Below are 22,080 nucleotides of genomic sequence, written 5' to 3'. Positions count from 1 at the left end.
TTTCTTTGCATAAGCAAAGAAAAGTGACAGAGATAAAATGCTCTTAATTAATTTTATAAAGAAAAAGATAAATCAATGATAAAACTAACAACCCAGCAAATTGCTGAAATCTTAAATGCTCGACTTGTCGGAAATGGCGAAACAGTGGTGGAAACCACTAGCACAGATACCCGTCAAGCGGTCAAAAACGGCTTATTTTTTGCATTAAAGGGTGAAAATTTTGATGCCCATAATTATCTTGCCAATGCTGTTGAACAAGGCTGTGTGGCAGTAGTGGTTGAGCGGGAATGTGAGATTAACGTACCGCAAATTATTGTGGCGGATACCCGTTTAGCATTGGGTGAATTAGCAAAGTGGTTAAAGGCGAAACTAAATCCGAAAACGGTCGCGATGACAGGTTCTTCCGGTAAAACAACTGTGAAAGAGATGACTGCAAAAATTTTGCAAAAAATGACCGCTTGTGAAGATGAAGTTCTCTATACTTTCGGTAACTTAAACAATGAGTTAGGTGTGCCTATGACCTTGCTTCGCTTAACCGAACAGCATAAATATGCGGTGATTGAGCTGGGGGCGAATCACATTGGCGAAATTGCTTACACAACCTCGATTGCACAACCTGATGCTTGCTTGGTAAATAATGTTGCCGCCGCTCATTTAGAGGGGTTTGGTTCGCTAGAAGGTGTGGCAAAAGCCAAAGGTGAGATTTACCGCGGTTTGAAAGAAGGTGGTAAGGCGATTGTAAACTTAGCCTTCTACTATCCACAGTGGCAGCAGGAAATTAGCCCTCACGAATTAAACTCTTTCTCTTATGTCGGTTCAGATTCCGATTCTGCTGCAGATTACTGGGCGGATAATGTTGAGCTGCAATTAAATGGCTCACGTTTTACGTTACATACGCCACAAGGTGAAACTGACATTCAGTTGCCCTATTTAGGCAGCCATAATATCAGCAATGCGTTGGCGGCAACTGCACTTGCAATGTCGGTGGGGGCAACACTTGAGGCGGTTAAAGCAGGGCTTGAGCAGCGCTCCATGGTAAAAGGGCGTTTGTATCCGGTGCAGATTAATGAGGATTGCTTGTTCATTGATGATACTTACAATGCCAATGTAGATTCAATGAAATCAGCAGTTTCAGTATTACAAAATTATCCTGCTTATCGAGTTTTTGCAGTAGGGGATATGGCAGAATTAGGGGCAGAAAGCGAAGCCTGCCATCAAGAGGTAGCGGATTTTGCTGCTCAGGCAAATTTAGATTTAATCGTTAGCTTTGGCAAAGAGAGCGCGGTAATTAGTAATAAGGCAGAAAATCATTTCACTGATAAACAAAAAATGGTTGAATTTCTAACGCCGATTATTTTGCAAAAAATTGAGCAAAAACAACCGCTTGTATTACTAGCCAAAGGCTCTAGGAGCCAAAAAATGGAAACATTGATTTCCGAACTGTGTAAACAATTTAACGTAAATTTCTAATTATTATTTTAAGGACTAAACAATGTTAGTTTGGCTTGCTGAATATCTTGTTCAATATAATACAGCATTTAATGTTGTATCTTATATTACTTTCCGTGCCATTATGGCGTTATTAACGGCAATGGGAATTGGGCTTTGGATTGGGCCGAAGGTAATTCGCCGTTTGCAAATTTTGAAATTTGGCCAAGAGGTGCGTAATGACGGACCGGAAAGCCATTTTAAAAAACGTGGTACCCCAACTATGGGCGGTATTATGATTTTGATTGCTATCGGTGTCAGTACATTATTATGGGCAAATTTAACTAATCCTTATGTTTGGTTCACCTTATTTGTGTTATTTGGTTATGGTGCCGTGGGATTTATTGATGATTATCGTAAAATCGCGCGTAAAAACACGGATGGCTTAATTGCCCGTTGGAAATATTTTTGGTTATCCGCTATTGCCTTAGTCGCTGTATTTGGGATGTATGCTGTTGGGAAAGATACCGCAGCGACTCAATTAGTTGTGCCGTTCTTTAAAGATGTTATGCCGCAATTAGGGCTGTTTTATATTGTCCTAGCTTACTTTGTGATTGTTGGCACCAGTAACGCAGTGAATTTAACCGATGGTTTAGATGGCTTAGCGATTGTACCAACCATTATGGTGGCTTCAGCCTTTGCTTTAATTGCGTGGGCAACGGGTAACTTTAACTTTGCACAATATTTGCATATTCCATTTATTCCAAATGCTGGCGAGCTTGTGATTCTATGTACTGCTATTGTGGGAGCGGGTTTAGGCTTTTTATGGTACAACACTTATCCGGCGCAAGTATTTATGGGCGATGTAGGTTCTCTTTCATTAGGTGGTGCATTAGGTGTGATTGCCGTACTTGTTCGCCAAGAATTATTGTTAGTTGTAATGGGCGGTGTTTTTGTTGTTGAGGCTCTCTCGGTTATTTTACAAGTTGGCTCTTATAAATTGCGTCAAAAGCGTATTTTCCGCATGGCTCCGATTCACCACCACTTTGAATTAAAAGGCTGGCCTGAGCCACGGGTTATCGTCCGTTTCTGGATTATTACGTTAATGCTTGTGTTAGTGGGCTTAGTGACGCTTAAATTACGTTAAAGTACATAAGGTGCATTTTTATTAATGCACCTTATACTGTTTTTTAGATTTAGAGAAAAAAGTATGCAAAACCAATACCAAGATAAAACAGTTACTATTATCGGATTAGGCACAACAGGCCTATCTTGTGTTGATTTCTTTATGCGTAAAAAAGCGAATGTGCAAGTGATTGATACGCGAGAAAAACCGGCAGGTGCAGAGCGCTTAGATAAAAATATTCCTTTACATACAGGCAGTTTAAATAGTGAGTGGTTGCTTAAATCGGATTTAATTGTCATAAGTCCAGGGCTTGCATTGGCGACACCTGAAATTCAGCAGGCAATTCAAGCCGGGATTGAAGTTGTGGGTGATGTGGAACTCTTCTGTCGTGAAGCAAAAGCGCCAATTATTGCTATAACTGGTTCAAACGGTAAAAGCACGGTAACAACCTTGACTACTGAGATGGCAAAACAAGCCGGTATTAAGGTCGGAATGGGTGGTAACATTGGTGTGCCTGTGCTGAGTTTGTTAGAAGAAGATTATGAGCTTTTTGTTTTAGAACTATCCAGTTTCCAATTAGAAACTACTTATTCGCTAAAAGCTCAAGCAGCAACGATTTTAAATATCAGCGAAGATCATATGGATCGCTATAATTCGATTGCAGATTATCGTGCGGCAAAATTACGTATTTATGACAATGCTAAATATATTATTGTGAATGGTGAAGATCCGCAAACTTATCCTGATCAAGCGGTAGAAAATTTGATACGTTTTGCACAGCAGAATGCAGAATACACAATGAGCAACGGTTTGCTTTATGCGGGTGATATTGCGGTGATGAATACCTCTCAAATGCTCATCAGCGGGCGTCATAATGAAATGAATGCTTTAGCGGCGATGGCATTGGCGGAGGCTGCGAATGTACCACGTGAAGGAATTGTGAAAGCACTCCAAGTTTATGGAGGTTTACCACATCGTTTCCAAGCAGTTCCAACTCAGGACGGCGTACGTTGGGTGAATGATTCTAAAGCAACCAATGTTGGTAGCACAGTTGCAGCATTAAACGGTTTAAATGTGGCAGGTACGCTTTATTTATTATTGGGTGGAGATGGGAAAGCCGCTGATTTCTCAGAATTAAGACCGCTGATTAATAAACCGAATATTGTTTGCTACTGTTTCGGTCAAGACGGTGCAGATTTAGCGGAATTAAGTGAGCAGAGTGTTTTAGTTGAAACAATGGAGCAAGCTGTTGAAGCAATCCGAGCGAAATTGAAAAGAGGTGATATGGTGTTGCTTTCACCTGCCTGTGCAAGTTTGGATCAATTTAAGAATTTTGAACATCGTGGTGATGTGTTTATGGCACTCGCACAAAAACAAGAGCCACAAGGATAATAGGTGTAATGTTAGAAAAAGTTAAAACAGAATGGGATAAATGGGTAAGGTTAACGCCGGTTAATTCACTTTATGATAGAACACTGATCTGGCTATTTTTAGGTTTGTTGATAATTGGTTTTGTGATGGTAACATCTGCCTCTATTCCTGTTAGTACAAGATTGAATAACGATCCCTTTTATTTTGCGATTCGTGATGGCTTATATATTATTGCCTCTATTATCTTTTGTTATATTTTTGTACAAATTCCGTCTGAGAAGTGGGAACGATATAACGTTGTTTTATTTTTCGTAGCAATCAGCTTTTTGATTGCGGTATTGATTTTTGGTCGTTCTATTAATGGTGCTGTGCGTTGGATTCCGCTTGGGATCTTGAATTTCCAGCCGGCGGAACTGGCAAAGCTTGCGGTCATTTGTTATTTCGCCAGCTTTTATGTACGTAAATATGATGAAATCCGTACCGAAAAAGCCAGTTTCTGGCGACCGGCAGTAATTTTGTTTATATTTGGTTTCTTGCTGATTTTACAGCCAGACTTAGGTAGTACCTTTGTATTATTCGTGCTCACATTCTCAATGCTTTTTATTGTTGGTGCGAAAATAATGCAATTTATGTTTTTAGGCGTCGTTGGTGCAGTTTTATTTGCCGTATTGATTTTAACCTCAGAATACCGTCTAAAACGTGTAACCTCCTTTATGGATCCTTTTGCGGATGCTTATGGTGATGGCTTTCAATTATCTAATTCTCAAATGGCATTTGGGCAAGGTGAATTTTGGGGGCAAGGGCTAGGCAATTCGGTGCAAAAATTAGAATACTTACCTGAAGCCCATACCGACTTTGTAATGGCGGTTGTTGGCGAAGAATTCGGCTTCTTCGGTATTATGTGCATTGTGCTTTTATTGGTGTTATTGACGGTTCGGGCATTAAAAATCAGTAAAGAATCGCTTATTCTAGAAGAGCGTTTTAAAGGTTATATGGCATTTGGAATTGCGATTTGGATCTTCTTACAAGGCTTTGTAAATTTAGGGGTGGCATCCGGCTTATTACCTACTAAGGGCTTGACTTTCCCTCTTGTAAGTTACGGTGGTTCAAGTTTAGTGATTATGTCCGTTGCTATTGCCGTGTTGTTAAGAATTGATCACGAAAACCGAACAGTTAGGATCGGGCATGCGAAAATTAAAGCCTCTTAGTTACAAGCGGTCAGATTTTTATTTTATTTTGCAAAAATAGTGATCTTCTACTTGCTTTGAAAGCACAAGCATAGTGAGTAAAAATCGGGTAGAATATAGCGTTTTTATAATCAAAGAGTTCAGTATGACTAAAAAATTATTAGTGATGGCTGGTGGCACCGGTGGGCATGTTTTTCCGGCAATTGCAGTAGCTCGAGAGCTACAAAAACAGGGTTGGCAAATTCGCTGGTTAGGTACAAAAGATCGTATGGAAGCCACCCTTGTGCCAAAACATGGCATTGAGATTGATTTTATTGAAATTTCAGGGCTGAGAGGTAAAGGTTTGGGTGCATTATTAAAAGCCCCTTTTGCTATTTTTAAAGCGGTTATGCAGGCACGCAAAATTATTCAAAATTATAAACCTGATGCAGTTTTAGGAATGGGGGGCTATGTCTCGGGCCCAGGCGGTATCGCCGCTAAATTATGTGGTGTCCCCGTGATTTTACACGAGCAAAATGCGGTAGCAGGTTTAACCAATGTGTGGCTGGCAAAAGTAGCTCGCCGAGTGTTACAAGCTTTCCCGACGGCTTTTAAAAATGTCGAAGTGGTTGGTAATCCTGTGCGTGAAGATTTATCAAACTTGCCTACACCACAAGAGCGTTTTGCTGAAAGAGGGTATCCAGTCAATATTTTAGTGATGGGCGGTAGCCAAGGGGCAAGAGTAATTAATCAGACCGTGCCAGAAATTGCTAAGGTGCTAGGAAGTAATGTGTTCATTAGCCATCAAGTCGGTAAAGGGAATTTAGATGGTATAGCAGAAGTTTACCAACAAACCGGCAATGGCATTGCGTCTGAATTTATTGATGATATGAAAGCGGCCTATGAATGGGCGGATATTGTGATTTGTCGTTCGGGAGCTTTAACTGTGTGTGAAATTGCAGCGGTAGGTTTGCCAGCAATTTTTGTGCCGTTTCAACATAAAGATCGCCAACAATTTTTAAATGCTTATTATTTGGCAGAAGATGGAGCTGCAGTCATTATCGAGCAAGCGGATTTTAATCCACAGTCGCTACTAAAAGTATTAGAGCCATTAATTGCTGAGCGTCAAAAATTATTGGAAATGGCGATCAAAGCCCGCTCCAAAGCAACCCCAACAGCAGCACAACGTGTGGCTGAGGTAATTATTCAAGAAGCGAATTGATCTACAAGCGGTTAAATTTTACGTAAAATTTGCAAAATAATTGAAATTTTTAACCGCTTGCAAACAGATAACAGGATAGAAGATGAAAAATTTCCAAGACAAAATTAAAAAATTAGTCCCTGAAATGCGTCGTGTGAGCCAAATTCACTTTATCGGGATTGGTGGTGCAGGCATGAGTGGTATTGCCGAAGTATTATTAAACGAAGGTTATGCTATTTCGGGATCAGATATTGCTGATGGTGTGGTAACCCAACGTTTATCGGCGGCAGGAGCAAAAGTTTTCATCGGGCATCAAGCCGAAAACGTAGCTGGTGCTAGTGTGGTTGTGGTGTCAACGGCGATTGATGAAACCAATCCTGAAATTATGGCTGCCCGTGAGGCCCGTATTCCTGTGATTCGTCGTGCAGAAATGTTGGCTGAAATTATGCGTTTCCGTCATGGTATTGCGATTTCGGGTACGCATGGTAAAACCACCACTACGGCTATGATCTCAATGATTTATACGGAAGCGAAGTTAGATCCAACTTTTGTAAATGGTGGTTTGGTAAAATCGGCTGGGAAAAATGCTCATTTAGGCGCAAGTCGTTATTTAATTGCAGAAGCGGATGAAAGTGATGCTTCATTTTTGCATTTGCAGCCTATGGTATCGGTCGTAACTAATATTGAACCTGATCACATGGATACCTATGGTGGTGACTTTGAGAAAATGAAAGATACCTACGTGAATTTTTTACGTAACTTACCTTTCTATGGATTAGCAGTGATGTGTGCAGATGATGCAACAGTGATGGAAATTGCTCCGCGTGTTGGTCGCCAAGTTATCACTTATGGTTTTAGTGAAAAGGCTGATTACCGTATTGAAGATTATCAGCAAACAGGTTTCCAAGGGCATTACACCGTGGTTTGTCCAACGGGTGAGCGGATTGATGTGCTGTTAAATGTACCTGGTAAGCATAACGCATTAAACGCTACAGCAGCGCTCGCTGTGGCAAAAGAAGAAGGGATTGAAAATGAGGCGATTCTTGCAGCACTTGCAGATTTCCAAGGTGCAGGTCGTCGCTTTGACCAATTAGGTTCATTTATTCGCCCTAACGGCAAAATTATGTTAGTGGATGATTATGGTCATCATCCAACAGAAGTGGATGTTACCATTCAAGCTGCTCGCCAAGGTTGGGAAGGCAAACGTGTAGTGATGATTTTCCAGCCACATCGTTATTCTCGAACCCGTGATTTATTTGATGAGTTTGTACAGGTTCTCTCTAAAGTGGATGCTTTGATTTTATTAGATGTGTACGCTGCAGGTGAGTCTCCTATTGTTGGTGCGGATAGTAAATCTTTGGCTCGTTCTATCCGAAATTTAGGTAAGGTCGATCCAATTTTGGTCTCTGACACTGAACAATTAGGTGACGTGTTAGATCAAATTATTCAAGACGGTGATTTGATTTTAGCTCAAGGTGCAGGAAGTGTAAGCCGAATTTCTCGTGGTCTGGCGGAAAGCTGGAAAGATTAAAAAGGATAAAATAAATGAGCATTAAAAACGAAAAAATTGCGGTATTGTTTGGTGGTGTATCACAAGAGCGTGAGGTTTCTCTTAATTCGGGCGCTGCGGTAACAGAGGCGTTAAAAAGTCTAGGCTATAATGTAGAAGGTATTGATACTAAAGAATTTCCGATTGAAAAATTAAAAGAAAAAGGGATTCAGCGTGTATTTAATATTCTACATGGTGGTATTGGAGAAAATGGTGTATTGCAAGGTGCTTTAGAACAAATGGGCATCCCTTACACGGGGTGTGGTGTGATGGCATCAGCGGTAACCTTAGATAAATTCCGTACTAAATTATTATGGAATGCCGTAGGCTTGCCAACCGCAGATATGGTTGTTGTTCAGCGTGGACAAGCGGTCGATTTTGACGGAATTATTGCAAAATTAGGTTTGCCGGTATTTGTTAAGCCATCATGTGAAGGCTCAAGTGTTGGTGTTTTCAAAGTTAAAACCAAAGAGGAGTTAGAGCCTGCTATTATTGAAGCTTTAAAATTTGACTCAATTGTTTTAGTTGAGGAGTTTTTAGCTGGTAATGAATATTCTGTACCGGTGTTGGATGGTCAAGTCTTGCCGGCAGTGCAGGTTATTCCGGATGGTGAATTTTATGACTACCATGCGAAATATGTATCGGATAACACACAATATGTTGTACCTGCTTTAAATGATGAACGTCAGGCAGAAGTGGCGAAATTAGTTAAAGCCGCTTACGATGTAGTAGGCTGTCGTGGTTGGAGCCGTATTGATGTGATGGAGGATGCGAAAGGTAATTTCCGCTTGGTAGAAGTTAATACTAATCCGGGAATGACAAGTCACAGCATTTTCCCTAAATCGGCTGCAACTGTTGGTATTTCATTTGAGAAATTAGTTGAGCGAGTATTGGAGTTAAGTGCTTAATGGGGATTTTCCGCAAGAAAAACAGCACAAATGTGCGTTTGAATGTTATTAATCCAAAAACTTCAGTTTCTTCACGTAGATGGCTAGTATTCATTAAGCCGTTAATTGTGTTATTATGTATACTATTTATATTTGGTATTTATAGTAAGTGGCAGAGCATTCTTGAGAGTTGGGATAAAACTCCGATTCGAGCTTATGCTTTGACTCATAAAACAGAATTTACAACGAATGCAGATATTCGGGAAACTTTATCAAGAGAACCGGCTCTAAAAGGATATTTTGGACAAGATATTCAAGAGGTCAAAGATAAACTTTTATCTATGCCTTGGGTCAAAGATGTGGTTGTTCGTAAGCTTTACCCTGATCGTTTAAGCATTACGTTAGTTGAGCATAAGCCTGTTGCTGTTTGGAATGATATTAATTTTGTATCGGAACAGGGAGTCGTGTTCTCTCTACCTAAAGAGAGACTAGAGCAAAATGGGTTGCCTTTGCTTTATGGACCAGATACAGAAGGTAAAAATGTACTGGATGCTTGGAATAAAATTCGTACAGATTTAAATGCTCGTAAGTTAGATTTAACATCAGTTTCTGTCGATAGTCGAGGTTCATGGACAATTAGACTTACCAATCAAGTTGAGTTAAGGTTGGGAAGGGGAGAGTGGACTTCGAAAATAGATCGTTTTGTGACGATTTTTCCTGAAATTAATGTACCTGAAGGGAATCGATTAGCTTATGTTGATTTACGTTACCCACATGGTGCAGCAGTTGGTTTCAGCCCTATAAAAAATTAAACATAGTAAGTATACAATAGTATGACAAAAGCAGCAGAATCAAAAATTATTGTTGGCCTTGATATTGGAACATCAAAGGTAGTCGCAGTTGTTGGTGAGGTATTACCCGACGGTGTTATTAATGTTATGGGGGCAGGTGTGTGCCCGTCTAAAGGCATAGATGGTGGTGGTGTTATTGATTTAGATGCCGCAGTAAATTCGATTCAACGTGCAATTGAACAAGCGGAATCTATTGCTGATTGTCAGATTATGGGCGTAACTTTAGCTATCTCGGGTCAGCATATCATTGGCTTAAACGAAATTGGCTCGTCAACATTATCAAGTGGGATTGTTACTCAAGATAACATCGAAAGTGCTGTTGATATGGCAAAAGCAATTAAATTGCAAGATGGGCTGGAAACTTTGCATATGATTCCTCAGGAATATCATGTTGATAGATTACCGGCAACTAAAAATCCGATTGGTTTATCCGGTATGCGTTTACAAGTACAAGCTCATTTAATTGCTTGTCATCAAGCTTGGCTTAAAAATTTAAAAAATGCCGTAGAGCGTGCGAAGTTAAAAGTTGATCAAGTCGTGTTTTCAGGACTTGCATCTAGCTATTCTGTATTAACTGAAGATGAAAAAGAATTAGGCGTATGCTTAATTGATATTGGTGGCGGTACCATGGATGTTCTGGTTTATACAGATGGTGCACTAAGATTTAGTAAAGTGATTCCATTTGCTGGCAATACGATAACAGATTATTTAGCTAGAGTATTTACAACATCTCGCCCTGAAGCGGAGAGCCTTAAAGTAAGCTATGGCAGTGCTATTTCGCCACCAACGCATAATGCAGATAAAAAAATTGAGGTAGTGGGATTAGGCGGACGTATGGCTCGTACGTTTACCCGAGCTCAAGTATCAGAAGTAACATCGAAGTGCTATAGTGATTTATTGGAAGTAGTCGAAAATGAATTGAGCCAATTACGTCATGAACTCTTCCAAAAAGGCATAAAACAAGAATTAATTGCCGGAATAGTTATTACAGGTGGTGGCTCACAAATTGAAGATCTTGTAGAATGTGCTAAATCTATTTTTGGTTCGCAAGTACGAGTAGGCTATCCATTAAATATTACAGGTTTAACCGATTATGTGAATAAACCTCAGTATGCAACAGCATTAGGGCTTTTACAGTATAGCCACTATAATTATACTGAACAAAGCACAATTACAGATTCTAATGAAGATATTTTAGGCGCTTTTGGTCGAGGTACCAAAAAAGTTATTGATTTCTTCAAATCAAAATTTTAATAGTGTTATATAACACGCAGGGAGATAAAAATGTTTGAACCTATTATTGAACAAACGCAAGATGCTATCATTAAGGTAGTGGGTGTTGGCGGTGGCGGCGGTAATGCTGTAGATAGAATGTCTCGTTCTGCCGATGATATTAAAGGTGTTGAATTCTTTGATGTTAATACGGATGCTCAAGTTTTAAGAAAAAGAACGACACGTCAAACTATTCAAATTGGTGCAAGTACCACTAAAGGCTTAGGTGCAGGCGCTGATCCGATGGTAGGCAAACAGGCTGCAGAAGAAGATCGCGAGGCCATTGCGAATGCATTAAAAGGTGCAAATATGACCTTTATTGCTGTAGGTATGGGAGGTGGTACAGGAACAGGTGCAGCTCCTGTAGTGGCTCAAATTGCAAAAGAGCAAGGCTCATTGACTGTGGGGGTTGTAACTAAACCTTTCCGCTTTGAAGGGCCTCGTCGTATGCGTTTTGCTGATCAAGGTATTAAGGAACTTTCTCAGTATGTTGACTCTCTAATTATCATACCTAATGATAAGTTACGTGGTCTTGGTAAACAAACGACAGCTGTAGATGCTTTTGCGGCAGCAAATGACGTATTAAGTAACTGTGTGCTAGGTATTACTAATATGATTACCAGCTCGGGCGGTTCAACCGGGGCAGATATTAACGTAGACTTTGCGGATGTTCGTACAGTAATGTCTGGTAAGGGTCATGCTATGATTGGTACTGGCTTTGCTGAAGGTGAAGTAGGTGAAGGCCGTGCTGAAAAGGCAATGAATGATGCAATTTCAAGCCCATTACTTGAAAATGTGGATATTTCTGGTGCAAGTGGTATGCTAATTAACATCAGTGCAGGTACAGATTTCTTATTAGAAGAAGTTTATGCTATGATGGACCTAATTTATGGTTTTGCAACAGAAGATGCTGCAATTGTATTCGGCTGTAACTACTATCCGGAAATGGATGGAAAAGTAAGTGTAACACTTGTTGCAACTGGTATTGGTCAACCTGAGGAAGCATTGCATATGCCAAAGGCTCCACCTGTATATCCACCTCATGGACATCAACCTCAAGTTGCTCAATCTTTACAGCAGCCACAGCAACCAACATTTACTCAACCGGGTTATGGGCAGCCAAATCAATTTGGTGGTCAGACACAACAAGTACAGCAACCTGTTGCACCAAAACCTCAATCGGTAGATACAGCACAGATTTTTAACCCTAATTCCATTCCGGGTTTTATGAGAAATAGTCAATAACTTCCAAAATTTTGGAAAGTAAGGGCAAAATATGATTAAACAAAGAACATTAAAACAAGTAGCAAAAGTAACTGGGATTGGCTTACACAGTGGCAAGAAAGTAACTTTAACGTTACGCCCTGCGCCTGCTAATACAGGTATTATTTATGCTCGTACCGATTTAGAGCCTGCAGTTTATTTCCCTGCAAGTGCAGATTCTATTCGCGATACACAGCTATGCACATGTATGATTAATGATGATGGTGTACGTATCTCAACGGTAGAGCATTTAAATGCAGCTATGTCAGCATTAGGCTTAGATAATGTCATTGTGGAAGTAGATGCACCTGAAATTCCAATTATGGATGGCAGTTCAAGTCCTTTTATCTATTTATTTTTAGATGTAGGTATTGAAGAACAAGATGCTCCTAAAAAATTTATCCGCATCAAAGAAACAGTGCGTGTTGATGAAGGAGAAAAATGGGCAGAGTTAAAACCATATAATAATGGGTTTAAATTAAACTTTACTATTGATTTTGAACACCCTCTAATTTCAAAAGATGTGTGTTCCTACTCAATGAATTTTTCTGCTGAAAATTTCATTCATCAATTAAGCCGCGCGAGAACTTTTACATTTATGAAAGATGTTGAGTATCTTCAGTCTATTGGCTTAGCTCTAGGTGGAAGCTTAGATAATGCAATAGTACTAGATGAATATCGTATCTTAAATGAAGATGGTTTACGTTTTAAAGATGAGCTTGTTCGCCATAAAATGCTTGATTCAATCGGAGATTTATATATGTGTGGTTATAATATTCTTGGCGAATTTAGTGCTTATAAATCAGGTCATGGCGTAAATAACAAGTTATTACGTGCAGTATTGGCTAATCAAAATGCTTGGGAATTTGTTACTTTCGAAGATAAGGAGCAAGTGCCACAAGGCTATCAAGTTCAACAAGAAGTCTTTATCTAAATTTCTTTCTATTTAAAGCGAGCAAAATAATATGCTCGCTTTTTTTACTCCCTTTTTTAATTTATTGTATAAATTTTCAGTTTTTTACTTTCATCTCTTTACTGTTTAAAAAAACAGTTGTACTATATTTGTATACAGTTATTTTTAGATGGGGCTTCTCATGCTCAATCAACTTACGATTAATAATTTTGCGATTGTACGAAATCTTATTTTAGAGCTTAATGATGGAATGTCTGTGATTACTGGGGAAACCGGTGCGGGTAAATCAATAGCAATTGATGCTTTAGGTTTATGTATTGGCTATCGCTCTGAAGCTGGCATGATTCGACATGGGGCAGAAAAAGCCGATATTACCGCTACTTTCACTATGCAGCAAGATAGCCCTGCACATAAGTGGCTTGAAGAACATGAATTACTTGATGAAGATACGCCTAATGAGTGTATTGTGCGTCGTATGATTAATATAGATGGTCGTTCTAAAGCCTTTGTAAATAATCGTCCTTTACCCATTTCCCAACTAAGAGAATTAGGGCAATATCTTATCCATTTGAATGGGCAACATGCACCTCAATTACTTTTAAAAAATGAGTATCAGCTTGAAATTGTTGATAACTATGCGAGTTTACAGCCTTTATTGCTAAAAATGGCGGAGCAATATAGCAAATGGAAGAGTTTGAATAAACAGGTGCGAAGTTTCCAGCAACAATGCCAAGAAAATGAAGCTCGTAAACAATTGCTACAATATCAAGTAGAAGAATTAGATGAATTTGCTATTAAAGAAAACGAATTTGAGGAGTTGGAAGAAAAACATAATATATTGTCTTCTTCAGAAGAATTGACGGAACTTTCAGATGAGGTACTAAATTTATTAAGTAACAATGATATAAATGCACAGGATCTTGTCTATAAGGCGTTACGTGATTTAGAGCATTTGGTTGAGGTAGATAGTAACTATCAAAGTGCTCAGGAAATGCTTAATGAGGCACTGATTCAAGTACAGGAGGCAAGTTCGGAAATTGCTCAATTAGCCGGAAGGATTGAGCAAGATCCTATATTGTTAAATGAACTAGATAATCGCATTTCTCAAGCACTCTCACTTTCTCGTAAGCACCATATTCAAGCTAATGAATTATGGCGACACCACGTTAAATTGAAAGAGGAATTACAGACATTAATTGATTTTGAAGACAATGAAGAGCAATTGATTCAAGATGAAAAACAAGCTTATCAAGAGTGTTTGGAATTAGCTGAAGTGATTTATCAAAAGCGTACTGAAGCAGCAAATAAATTAGCTCAGCAAGTAACTAAACAGATTAAACAGTTAGCAATGGAGAATGGTGAGTTTTTTATTCATATACAGCATGATATTAAAAAATTATCCTCCAATGGGGCTGACTTTGTAGAATTTAACTTGCAAAGTAATTTAGGTCAGCAACCTCAACCATTAGCTAAAATAGCTTCTGGCGGAGAGCTTTCCCGTATCTCTTTAGCGGTACAAGTTCTCACTGCCAATAAGCTCTCTACGCCTGCCATTATTTTTGACGAAGTTGATGTCGGAATTAGTGGTGCAGCTGCTACAACGGTAGGTAAGTTATTACGTAAATTAGGGGAAAAATGCCAAGTATTATGTGTTACCCATTTACCACAGGTGGCAAGTTATGGAAATCACCATTTTAACGTACATAAATATGTTGAAAATAATCAAACGGAAACTCAAATGACGTTACTTTCAGAAAAAGAGCGTGTTCAAGCCCTAGCGAGGTTATTGGGTGGAAGTCAAATTACCGAAACAGTGTTAGCTAATGCACAAGAAATGTTAGATTTAGCAGCTAATTCTTAGAAATAATGTATAAAAAAATCGTATCAATAAATATTGATACGATTTATGAATTTGGTGGAGGTAAACGGGATCGAACCGATGACCTCTTGCATGCCATGCAAGCGCTCTCCCAACTGAGCTATACCCCCTTGATATGGACGGAATGATATGCTTTCCGCCCTAATATGTCAATCGCTTTAATGAATGTGATTTCCGATTGGTTAAAAACTAGCTGTTTGATTGAATGAAGCTAATTGCTTTCTTAAGACGAGCTAATGTTCTCTCCTTTCCAACCAATTTGGCGGTAATATCCATGGAGGGAGATTGCCCAGTGCCTGTAACAGCTAAACGGAATGGCATACCTACTTTACCCATACCAATTTCCAGCTCTGAGGCTGTTTGGTTCATTGCTTCATGGATATTCTCAACTGTCCAGTCGTTACAAGCGGTTAATTTTTCCAATAATTTTGCAAGTGGAGTAATAGCTTCAGCTTTGAAATTTTTAGCAGCAGCTTTTTCTTCGTAAGATTCGAAATCTTGATAGAAATAAGCACTAGCTTCAGCAATCTCTTTCAATGTTTTGCAACGTTCACCTAAAACAGGAATGATCTCGGCAAGGGCTGGACCTTTGCTAAAATCAATACCTTGCTGGTTCATATGCCATTCTAAATGTTTTGCTACATAGCTTGGCTCAAGTGAGCGAATGTAGTGATGGTTGAGCCATTGTAGTTTTTCAGTATTGAATGCGCTTGCTGAACGACTCACAGAGTGAATATCAAATAGCTCAATCATTTCTTGTCGAGAGAAAATTTCTTGGTCGCCGTGGCCCCAGCCTAAACGTACTAAGTAGTTAATTAAGGCTTCTGGTAAATAGCCATCGTCACGATATTGCATCACACTTACTGCACCATGGCGTTTAGATAATTTCTGTCCATCGTCACCATTAATCATTGATACGTGTGCATAAGTCGGTACCGGAGCACCTAACGCTTTTAAAATATTGATTTGCCGAGGGGTATTATTAATATGATCTTCACCACGTACAACGTGAGTAATGCCCATATCCCAGTCATCTACTACAACGCAGAAGTTGTAAGTTGGTGAACCATCTGTACGGCGGATAATTAAGTCATCTAATTCACTATTGCTGATTTCAATACGCCCACGTACCGCATCGTCAAAAATTACAGAACCTTCTTGTGGGTTTTTAAAGCGTACCACGTGTGGCTCATTTTCTGAGTATGCTTGGTTATCTAAACAATGTCGATCATAACGAGGCTTTTCTTTATTTGCTTCTTGCGTGTTACGTAATTCTTCTAAACGTTCTTTTGAACAGTAGCAACGATAAGCTGTGCCAGCCTCAATCATTTGGTCGATAACTTGGTTATAACGTTCAAAACGTTTTGTTTGGAAATAAGGACCGTGTTCCCAAGCTAAGTTTAGCCATTCCATACCTTCTAGAATGGCAGCGGTTGCTTCAGGAGTTGAGCGTTCTAAATCGGTATCTTCAATACGTAATACGAATTCACCGTGGTTATGCTTTGCATAAAGCCAAGAATAAAGAGCAGTACGAGCACCACCTACATGTAAGTAGCCTGTTGGGCTTGGTGCAAAGCGAGTACGTACTTTAACATTTGGATCTAAAGGGAAAAGGGTTTCAATTTTCATCTTATATTGCCTAATCATTATTTTTTAAGGAAAACTCGTCTATTTTACTACTCTTGAGAATGAATAATAGTAAAAAATTGACTTTCTGGGGTAAAAAATCAGCAAACAGGGTAAAAAGAGCAAAAAGCGTTTGACGAAAGAGCAAAAATCTCTATAATTCACTTCCACAACGTCGGGCGATTAGCTCAGTTGGGAGAGCACCTCCCTTACAAGGAGGGGGTCACTGGTTCGAGACCGGTATCGCCCACCATTTCAATATTTTGAAATGTTCCGTACGTTGAATACAATCCAATTTTTGAAAACGGGCGATTAGCTCAGTTGGGAGAGCACCTCCCTTACAAGGAGGGGGTCACTGGTTCGAGACCGGTATCGCCCACCACTTCAACTTAAGTGTTTCGTTTTCAAATCCCTTTGATTTAAGTCTCAAGTGGGCGATTAGCTCAGTTGGGAGAGCACCTCCCTTACAAGGAGGGGGTCACTGGTTCGAGACCGGTATCGCCCACCACTTAAGACTAAAATCATAAACTTCAATTGCGAATTTATTCGTATCTGAAGGGCGATTAGCTCAGTTGGGAGAGCACCTCCCTTACAAGGAGGGGGTCACTGGTTCGAGACCGGTATCGCCCACCACTTTCTTCAATATTACAAGTAGACTAAATAAAAAAATCCCTTTCAGGCTATTTGCTAGAAAGGGCGTTTCGTTAACAAGCATTTTGCTGCATTTGCATAAAGGATTTTCGGCGTGATGAGATAAGCCGTTTTCGCTCCTTAATTTGTTTGATTTGGCGTAGTCTTAGTTTCCTCGTAGATAGGGATTTCTTTTTCTTCAATTTTCTCATTGGAAGAATTCTCCTGTTTTGTTTGCTCATTAGTAATATTTTCTTGTATTTTTTGTTCTTCTACACGTTGGTAGTTGATAATACTGCTGTAATAGCGTCTGATATTTTCTACATATTGTAAGGCTTCATATCCACGTGCATAGCCATATTTTAAATGAGTATAATAGCGTTTTTCTGCCAGAAGTGGGAGGTTCTTTTTCACATCTAACCAGTTATCAGGATTGCCACCTAATTGCTTTGTTAAACGGCGCAGATCAAGCAAATGCCCTAATCCCATATTATATGCAGCTAAACTATACCAAATTCTATCTGCTTCCGGAATTGATTCCGGCATTTGTTTCATTAGCATATGTAAATATTCAGAGCCTGCTTTGATACTTTGGGCAGGATTAGTCCTATCTGAAATTTTCATTCGTTCCGCAGTATCTTTAGTGAGCATCATAATTCCTCGAACTCCTGTTGGAGAGGTGGCATTTGGATCCCAATGGGACTCTTGATAAGCGATCGCTGCTAACATTTGCCATTCTAATTCACCCTTATATGCTTGGAAGAGTGGTTCATATTTAGGTAGAACGGTTTTTATTGCATTCAAATAGCTTTGAATATCAACATAATCAAACTTGGCTAGGTGGTTAAAATATTTTTCTTCAATTCTTGAGACTAAGCCTGTTTCAATAGAGTCTGACATAAAATCCAATAATGCGGATTGTAGCTCGCTATAAGAGCTTCTTGCTAAATACCATAAAATCGGATTTTCATCAGTTAGGTCAAAACCGACTGCTATGTTTGGATTAATATGTTGGGCTGAAGAAATATCTACTGACATTGCAATAGTATAGGGAATTTTCCCTTGAGCCACTTTTAGCAATAATTCCTCTTGTGTGAATTTATCCGAAATTTGCCATTTTAACTCAGGGTTTTCCTGTTTAAGCTGATTTAGTATAGGGATAACAGCAGAACCGCTAGGAATGATTATATCCTGTTGTAAATCTGATAGTCTATAAGGTCTCGATGTTCCTTTTTTATAAGCCACTTGCCAAGATGCAGAATAATAAGAAGGTCCAATTTGGAACTCTTCTGTTAATTCAGCATGATACGGTAAACCGGCAGCAGCAATATCAATATCATTATTTCTTAAGGCATCAAACAGTTTTTCACTACTATCATAAGTTTTAATTTCTAATTTAACATTTAAATATTGAGCAAATGCGCTGGCTAAATCGTATTCGATGCCGCTTGTGCCTTCAGGTCCGACAAAATAAGAGAGAGGGTGGTTGATCATCCCAACTTTTAGATTTCTACTCTGCTGAATTTGTGTATAGTGATTTGCTTCCGAATGGACGATTTTCTGCCAAGGCGAAACCATATCCCAAGCCCAAAGTAGCAATGTAACTGCTATAAAGAGACTGGCAATTAATCCTTTCAATTTAATATCCTCATCATGTCGACTTCGTGATAAGTCTAACTGAAATTATATAGGAGCGAAAACAATAGTTTAAAAAAACTGATAATAAAAGAGTTAGGAAAGATTGAACTTGAGTGAAATGGCGCACCCGAGAGGATTCGAACCTCTGACCGCTCGGTTCGTAGCCGAGTACTCTATCCAGCTGAGCTACGGGTGCGTATTTGAATTTGTGAGATGATTTAATTTATCCGCAGCCATTTTATTTTAGAGTAATCAATAAAATGGCGCACCCGAGAGGATTCGAACCTCTGACCGCTCGGTTCGTAGCCGAGTACTCTATCCAGCTGAGCTACGGGTGCGTGATAAAGTAAATGGCGGTGAGAGAGGGATTCGAACCCTCGATGGAGCTTTTGAACCCCATACTCCCTTAGCAGGGGAGCGCCTTCAGCCTGCTCGGCCATCTCACCACTCACTGTGTCTGTGGGCGTCATATTACTAGAATTTGAAAAGATGTCAAATTCTTTTTCCGTAAAATTGCAAAATACAGATTGTTTGCCTATGGAATAAGCAAAACGTTGTTTTTTTAAGATTTTGATGAATAAAGATCAAACATTTCATAAGGTTATAAATAAAGCGGTAAAATTTTTCAAAAATTTTACCGCTTGTAGCACTAAGTTTTATTTTTTACGCTTAGTTTTTTTATCTTTAGTTTTATGTTCATCTTCTGCAATGGTTTTTACGCAAAGGTGTAAAATCTGCTCAACGCCATTTTTAATATATTCATCACCACGAACTTTGTTTTTTTGTAAGTCTAACATAGCATCGTGAATACCTTGAGTGATACTTGTAGGTTGTACAAGCCCCCAGCAGTTAGGGTCTAAATGATTAAAGTTGCTTTGTAAATCAGCGGCATAAAGCACACCACTATAGTAAGCGTAAATATTATGATCCAGCATACGGTTCATTGTCATCGCTCGGATTTGCTCAACAGGTAAGGTAACTTTTTTTGTATACCAATCATTTACTCCATTCATAAAAGCATTAATGTCATAACTTTTATTTACTCTGTCTGCATAAGTTTGAGCGGTAGCACCATAGGCAATTGCATAGGATTTTTGATCAACTTCATTGTCATTTAAACGAGTCCAGCTGCTGTTCTTTGATGAACAAGCAACTAAAACAGATAATGTAGTGAAGACTAAAATGGATTTAATAAAATGTTTCATATCCATAACTCCTTATTGTAGTGGCTCATAAAGTTTTAGCTATTTTACCGAATAAATGGCAAAATTACTTAAAATTTTTTAGGGGGTGAAGATGAAGCAGTATTTAGATTTGTGCAATCGTATTGTGCATGAGGGAAAATGGGTCGCTAATGAGCGAACAGGAAAGCGTTGTTTGACTGTGATTAATGCTGATTTAGTTTATGATGTCGAGAACGGGGAATTTCCGTTGGTGACTACTCGTCGCAGTTATTGGAAGGCCGCCATTGCAGAGCTTTTAGGCTATATTCGAGGCTATGATAATGCGGCAGATTTTCGTAATCTGGGGACCAAATCTTGGGACGCGAATGCCAATGAAAATACGGCTTGGTTAGCAAACCCATACCGTAAAGGTGAAGATGATATGGGGCTGGTTTATGGTGCGGTAGGGCGTAATTTTCCAAAGCCAGATGGTGGCTCAGTGGATTTACTTCGTCAAATTGTAGATGATTTGAAAAACGGCATTGATAATCGTGGTGAAATTTATACTTTCTACCACCCCGGTGCTTTTCATATGGGATGTTTACGCCCTTGTTTGCATAGCCACCATTTTTCATTACTTGATGGTACGTTATATTTAAACAGCACACAACGTTCAGCTGATGTGCCACTTGGTTTAAATTGGAATATGATACAATGTTATACCTTTTTAGCACTAATGGCACAGATTACCGGTAATAAAGCAGGAAAAGCCTATCATAAAATTGTTAATGCCCATATTTATGAAGACCAATTAGAGCTAATGCGTGATGTGCAATTAAAGCGTGAACCTCTGGTTGCTCCGAAATTAATTATTAATCCTGATATTAAATCGCTGGAAGATTTAGAAACTTGGGTAACTTTAGCGGATTTTAAAGTGGAAGGTTACGAATATCATCCTGCTATTCAGTATCCATTCTCTGTTTAACTAAAGAAAAAAGCCTAGATAATTTATCTAGGCTTTTCTTTTTCATATTCTTTAAAAGAATTATTTTACTAAGTCTTTTAATGCTTTACCTGAAACGAATGCAGGTACTTTTGCTGCAGCAATTTTGATCTCTTCACCAGTTTTTGGGTTGCGACCAGTACGTGCTTTACGCTCATTTACTTTAAAAGTACCGAAGCCGATTAATTGAACAGCATCACCTGCTTTTAAGCTTGCAGAAATTGCATCAAGAGTTGCTTCTAATGCAGCTTTAGCATCTTTCTTCGTTAAGTTTGCACCTGCTGCGATAGCATCGATTAACTCAGTTTTGTTCATAGTTTTATCCTCTAAGATATGTGTTTTTAATAAATGACGTAAAACGTCTGATAAGTTCTTTTAAACCTTACCATAGCTTAATTCAAAGTTGAGATTTCTCAAAGAGTTATTAAGCAAGATTTTGTAAATATTTATGTTATTGGTTAATATTTAACCCGATATTGCTAATGCCACTTGCACGAATTTCATCCTTTAAGCCAAAAATGAGATCGAGATCACGTTTTTCACACTCATTCAATAAACGGTAGATTTGCCATTGCACATCTAGCTCTTCTTGGATTTCAGAAGCATTTTTCAATTCTTGATCATTGAGTTCTTTTTCTTGCTGCATTTCCAAATAGCTGGCTACTGTTCCAAGAGAAATTTGGCTGATTCGTATAGCTTGCTCTAATGTTGAACCGGCAATAATACTGTGGAGTAATTCAGAAAGTGCTTCACAGGCTTCTTGTGCAGGTAAAACACCGAAAAACTCATAATCGTTTACATCCGGAATAATCTCTTCTAATTTTTCCAGTTGATTATCAAAGTTGATTTTAACCCCTTTTACAGTTAGATATTCCCATACCAAATTCAAAATATTTTGGAAAATTTTTGCTTTATCGCCTTGCTCGGTTACTTCGCAAAAAAGTTGATAATTAGGGTACATCCTTTCACAAAGGCATGCCATAAAGGTAAGGTTTTGCCAAGGTTCAAAGCGTTCCATACGTTTATGAATCGGATTTCGCATATTGTTTCCTTATAAGTGCAAGCGGTCAAAAACATCTAGATTTTTACATGTGCAAAAAATTGCTGATTTTCG

Annotated in this window: 18 protein-coding genes and 8 tRNA genes; 17 read left to right on the top strand and 9 right to left on the bottom strand. The window is 38.9% G+C overall.

The annotated features are described in order from the left end of the window. The first annotated feature begins 75 nt into the window (after nucleotides 1-75). The 12 genes from murF to recN all read left to right on the top strand — a co-directional run bounded on the left by murF (nucleotide 76) and on the right by recN (nucleotide 14,888). Nucleotides 76-1,470, top strand: a complete 1,395-nt coding sequence (murF, locus tag A4G16_RS07320; protein WP_165889330.1) for a UDP-N-acetylmuramoyl-tripeptide--D-alanyl-D-alanine ligase — start codon at nucleotides 76-78, stop codon at nucleotides 1,468-1,470. Nucleotides 1,471-1,492: 22 nt separating this feature from the next. Next, nucleotides 1,493-2,575, top strand: a complete 1,083-nt coding sequence (gene mraY, locus A4G16_RS07315; protein ID WP_165889329.1) for a phospho-N-acetylmuramoyl-pentapeptide-transferase — start codon at nucleotides 1,493-1,495, stop codon at nucleotides 2,573-2,575. A gap of 63 nt (nucleotides 2,576-2,638) precedes the next feature. Next, nucleotides 2,639-3,946, top strand: a complete 1,308-nt coding sequence (murD, locus tag A4G16_RS07310) for a UDP-N-acetylmuramoyl-L-alanine--D-glutamate ligase (protein ID WP_165889328.1) — start codon at nucleotides 2,639-2,641, stop codon at nucleotides 3,944-3,946. 8 nt (nucleotides 3,947-3,954) lie between these two features. Further along, the gene (gene ftsW / locus A4G16_RS07305; protein WP_027074031.1) at nucleotides 3,955-5,133 is read left to right on the top strand and encodes a putative lipid II flippase FtsW; all 1,179 of its coding nucleotides are present in this window, start codon (nucleotides 3,955-3,957) and stop codon (nucleotides 5,131-5,133) included. Nucleotides 5,134-5,257: 124 nt separating this feature from the next. Beyond that, nucleotides 5,258-6,313, top strand: coding sequence for an undecaprenyldiphospho-muramoylpentapeptide beta-N-acetylglucosaminyltransferase (gene murG, locus A4G16_RS07300; protein ID WP_165889327.1), 1,056 nt, complete (start codon nucleotides 5,258-5,260; stop codon nucleotides 6,311-6,313). Between the two features lie 82 nt (nucleotides 6,314-6,395). Then, complete coding sequence (murC, locus tag A4G16_RS07295; protein ID WP_165889326.1) at nucleotides 6,396-7,823, top strand: UDP-N-acetylmuramate--L-alanine ligase; 1,428 nt, start codon at nucleotides 6,396-6,398, stop codon at nucleotides 7,821-7,823. Between the two features lie 14 nt (nucleotides 7,824-7,837). Continuing rightward, entirely contained in the window at nucleotides 7,838-8,749 is a 912-nt protein-coding gene (locus A4G16_RS07290) for a D-alanine--D-alanine ligase (protein WP_165889325.1), read from the top strand. Continuing rightward, the gene (locus tag A4G16_RS07285; RefSeq protein WP_165889324.1) at nucleotides 8,749-9,540 is read left to right on the top strand and encodes a cell division protein FtsQ/DivIB; all 792 of its coding nucleotides are present in this window, start codon (nucleotides 8,749-8,751) and stop codon (nucleotides 9,538-9,540) included. Before A4G16_RS07290 ends, A4G16_RS07285 begins: the two co-directional genes overlap by 1 nt. Nucleotides 9,541-9,561: 21 nt before the next feature. Further along, entirely contained in the window at nucleotides 9,562-10,833 is a 1,272-nt protein-coding gene (gene ftsA, locus A4G16_RS07280; protein ID WP_165889323.1) for a cell division protein FtsA, read from the top strand. 30 nt (nucleotides 10,834-10,863) lie between these two features. Beyond that, nucleotides 10,864-12,096, top strand: coding sequence for a cell division protein FtsZ (gene ftsZ / locus A4G16_RS07275; protein ID WP_165889322.1), 1,233 nt, complete (start codon nucleotides 10,864-10,866; stop codon nucleotides 12,094-12,096). Nucleotides 12,097-12,127: 31 nt separating this feature from the next. Beyond that, the gene (gene lpxC, locus A4G16_RS07270; RefSeq protein ID WP_042801520.1) at nucleotides 12,128-13,048 is read left to right on the top strand and encodes a UDP-3-O-acyl-N-acetylglucosamine deacetylase; all 921 of its coding nucleotides are present in this window, start codon (nucleotides 12,128-12,130) and stop codon (nucleotides 13,046-13,048) included. 160 nt (nucleotides 13,049-13,208) lie between these two features. Beyond that, nucleotides 13,209-14,888 carry a DNA repair protein RecN gene (recN, locus tag A4G16_RS07265; RefSeq protein ID WP_165889321.1) on the top strand — a complete coding sequence of 560 codons (1,680 nt, stop codon included), beginning with the start codon at nucleotides 13,209-13,211 and terminating at the stop codon, nucleotides 14,886-14,888. 52 nt (nucleotides 14,889-14,940) lie between these two features. Here the strand turns inward: recN and A4G16_RS07260 are convergent. Both A4G16_RS07260 and gltX read right to left on the bottom strand, forming a co-directional pair. Further along, nucleotides 14,941-15,016: transfer RNA gene (locus tag A4G16_RS07260), tRNA-Ala, on the bottom strand. A gap of 79 nt (nucleotides 15,017-15,095) precedes the next feature. Beyond that, nucleotides 15,096-16,535, bottom strand: coding sequence for a glutamate--tRNA ligase (gene gltX, locus A4G16_RS07255; protein WP_165889320.1), 1,440 nt, complete (start codon nucleotides 16,533-16,535; stop codon nucleotides 15,096-15,098). A gap of 174 nt (nucleotides 16,536-16,709) precedes the next feature. On the opposite strand from gltX, the gene A4G16_RS07250 reads away from it, so the two are divergent. The 4 genes from A4G16_RS07250 (at nucleotide 16,710) to A4G16_RS07235 (ending at nucleotide 17,165) form a co-directional block, all read left to right on the top strand. Beyond that, nucleotides 16,710-16,785, top strand: a tRNA-Val gene (locus A4G16_RS07250). A gap of 53 nt (nucleotides 16,786-16,838) precedes the next feature. Then, a tRNA-Val gene (locus A4G16_RS07245) sits at nucleotides 16,839-16,914 on the top strand. A gap of 50 nt (nucleotides 16,915-16,964) precedes the next feature. After that, a tRNA-Val gene (locus A4G16_RS07240) sits at nucleotides 16,965-17,040 on the top strand. Between the two features lie 49 nt (nucleotides 17,041-17,089). Then, nucleotides 17,090-17,165 (top strand) — tRNA-Val (locus A4G16_RS07235). Nucleotides 17,166-17,303: 138 nt separating this feature from the next. Here the strand turns inward: A4G16_RS07235 and mltF are convergent. From mltF to A4G16_RS07210, 5 genes are all read right to left on the bottom strand, one after another. Further along, nucleotides 17,304-18,800: a membrane-bound lytic murein transglycosylase MltF gene (mltF, locus tag A4G16_RS07230; RefSeq protein ID WP_165889319.1), complete on the bottom strand. Its 1,497-nt coding sequence runs from the start codon at nucleotides 18,798-18,800 to the stop codon at nucleotides 17,304-17,306. A 119-nt stretch (nucleotides 18,801-18,919) separates the two neighbouring features. After that, nucleotides 18,920-18,996, bottom strand: a tRNA-Arg gene (locus A4G16_RS07225). A 65-nt stretch (nucleotides 18,997-19,061) separates the two neighbouring features. After that, nucleotides 19,062-19,138 (bottom strand) — tRNA-Arg (locus A4G16_RS07220). 13 nt (nucleotides 19,139-19,151) lie between these two features. Beyond that, nucleotides 19,152-19,246, bottom strand: a tRNA-Ser gene (locus A4G16_RS07215). 210 nt (nucleotides 19,247-19,456) lie between these two features. Further along, the gene (locus A4G16_RS07210; RefSeq protein ID WP_165889919.1) at nucleotides 19,457-20,005 is read right to left on the bottom strand and encodes a hypothetical protein; all 549 of its coding nucleotides are present in this window, start codon (nucleotides 20,003-20,005) and stop codon (nucleotides 19,457-19,459) included. A gap of 91 nt (nucleotides 20,006-20,096) precedes the next feature. Between A4G16_RS07210 and A4G16_RS07205 the strand changes: the two genes are divergently transcribed. After that, complete coding sequence (locus A4G16_RS07205) at nucleotides 20,097-20,948, top strand: thymidylate synthase (RefSeq protein WP_165889318.1); 852 nt, start codon at nucleotides 20,097-20,099, stop codon at nucleotides 20,946-20,948. A 60-nt stretch (nucleotides 20,949-21,008) separates the two neighbouring features. Here A4G16_RS07205 and A4G16_RS07200 read toward each other — a convergent pair whose 3' ends face one another. Both A4G16_RS07200 and A4G16_RS07195 read right to left on the bottom strand, forming a co-directional pair. Continuing rightward, the gene (locus A4G16_RS07200; protein ID WP_226318009.1) at nucleotides 21,009-21,299 is read right to left on the bottom strand and encodes an HU family DNA-binding protein; all 291 of its coding nucleotides are present in this window, start codon (nucleotides 21,297-21,299) and stop codon (nucleotides 21,009-21,011) included. Between the two features lie 118 nt (nucleotides 21,300-21,417). Further along, nucleotides 21,418-22,008 carry a YjaG family protein gene (locus A4G16_RS07195; RefSeq protein WP_165889317.1) on the bottom strand — a complete coding sequence of 197 codons (591 nt, stop codon included), beginning with the start codon at nucleotides 22,006-22,008 and terminating at the stop codon, nucleotides 21,418-21,420. Nucleotides 22,009-22,080: the final 72 nt, after the last annotated feature.

The organism is Mannheimia granulomatis, assembly GCF_011455695.1.
Classification (GTDB): Bacteria; Pseudomonadota; Gammaproteobacteria; order Enterobacterales; family Pasteurellaceae; genus Mannheimia; species Mannheimia granulomatis_A.
The sequence above is the reverse complement of the archived record's forward strand: the minus strand, read 5'-3'. Positions and strand labels throughout refer to the sequence as shown.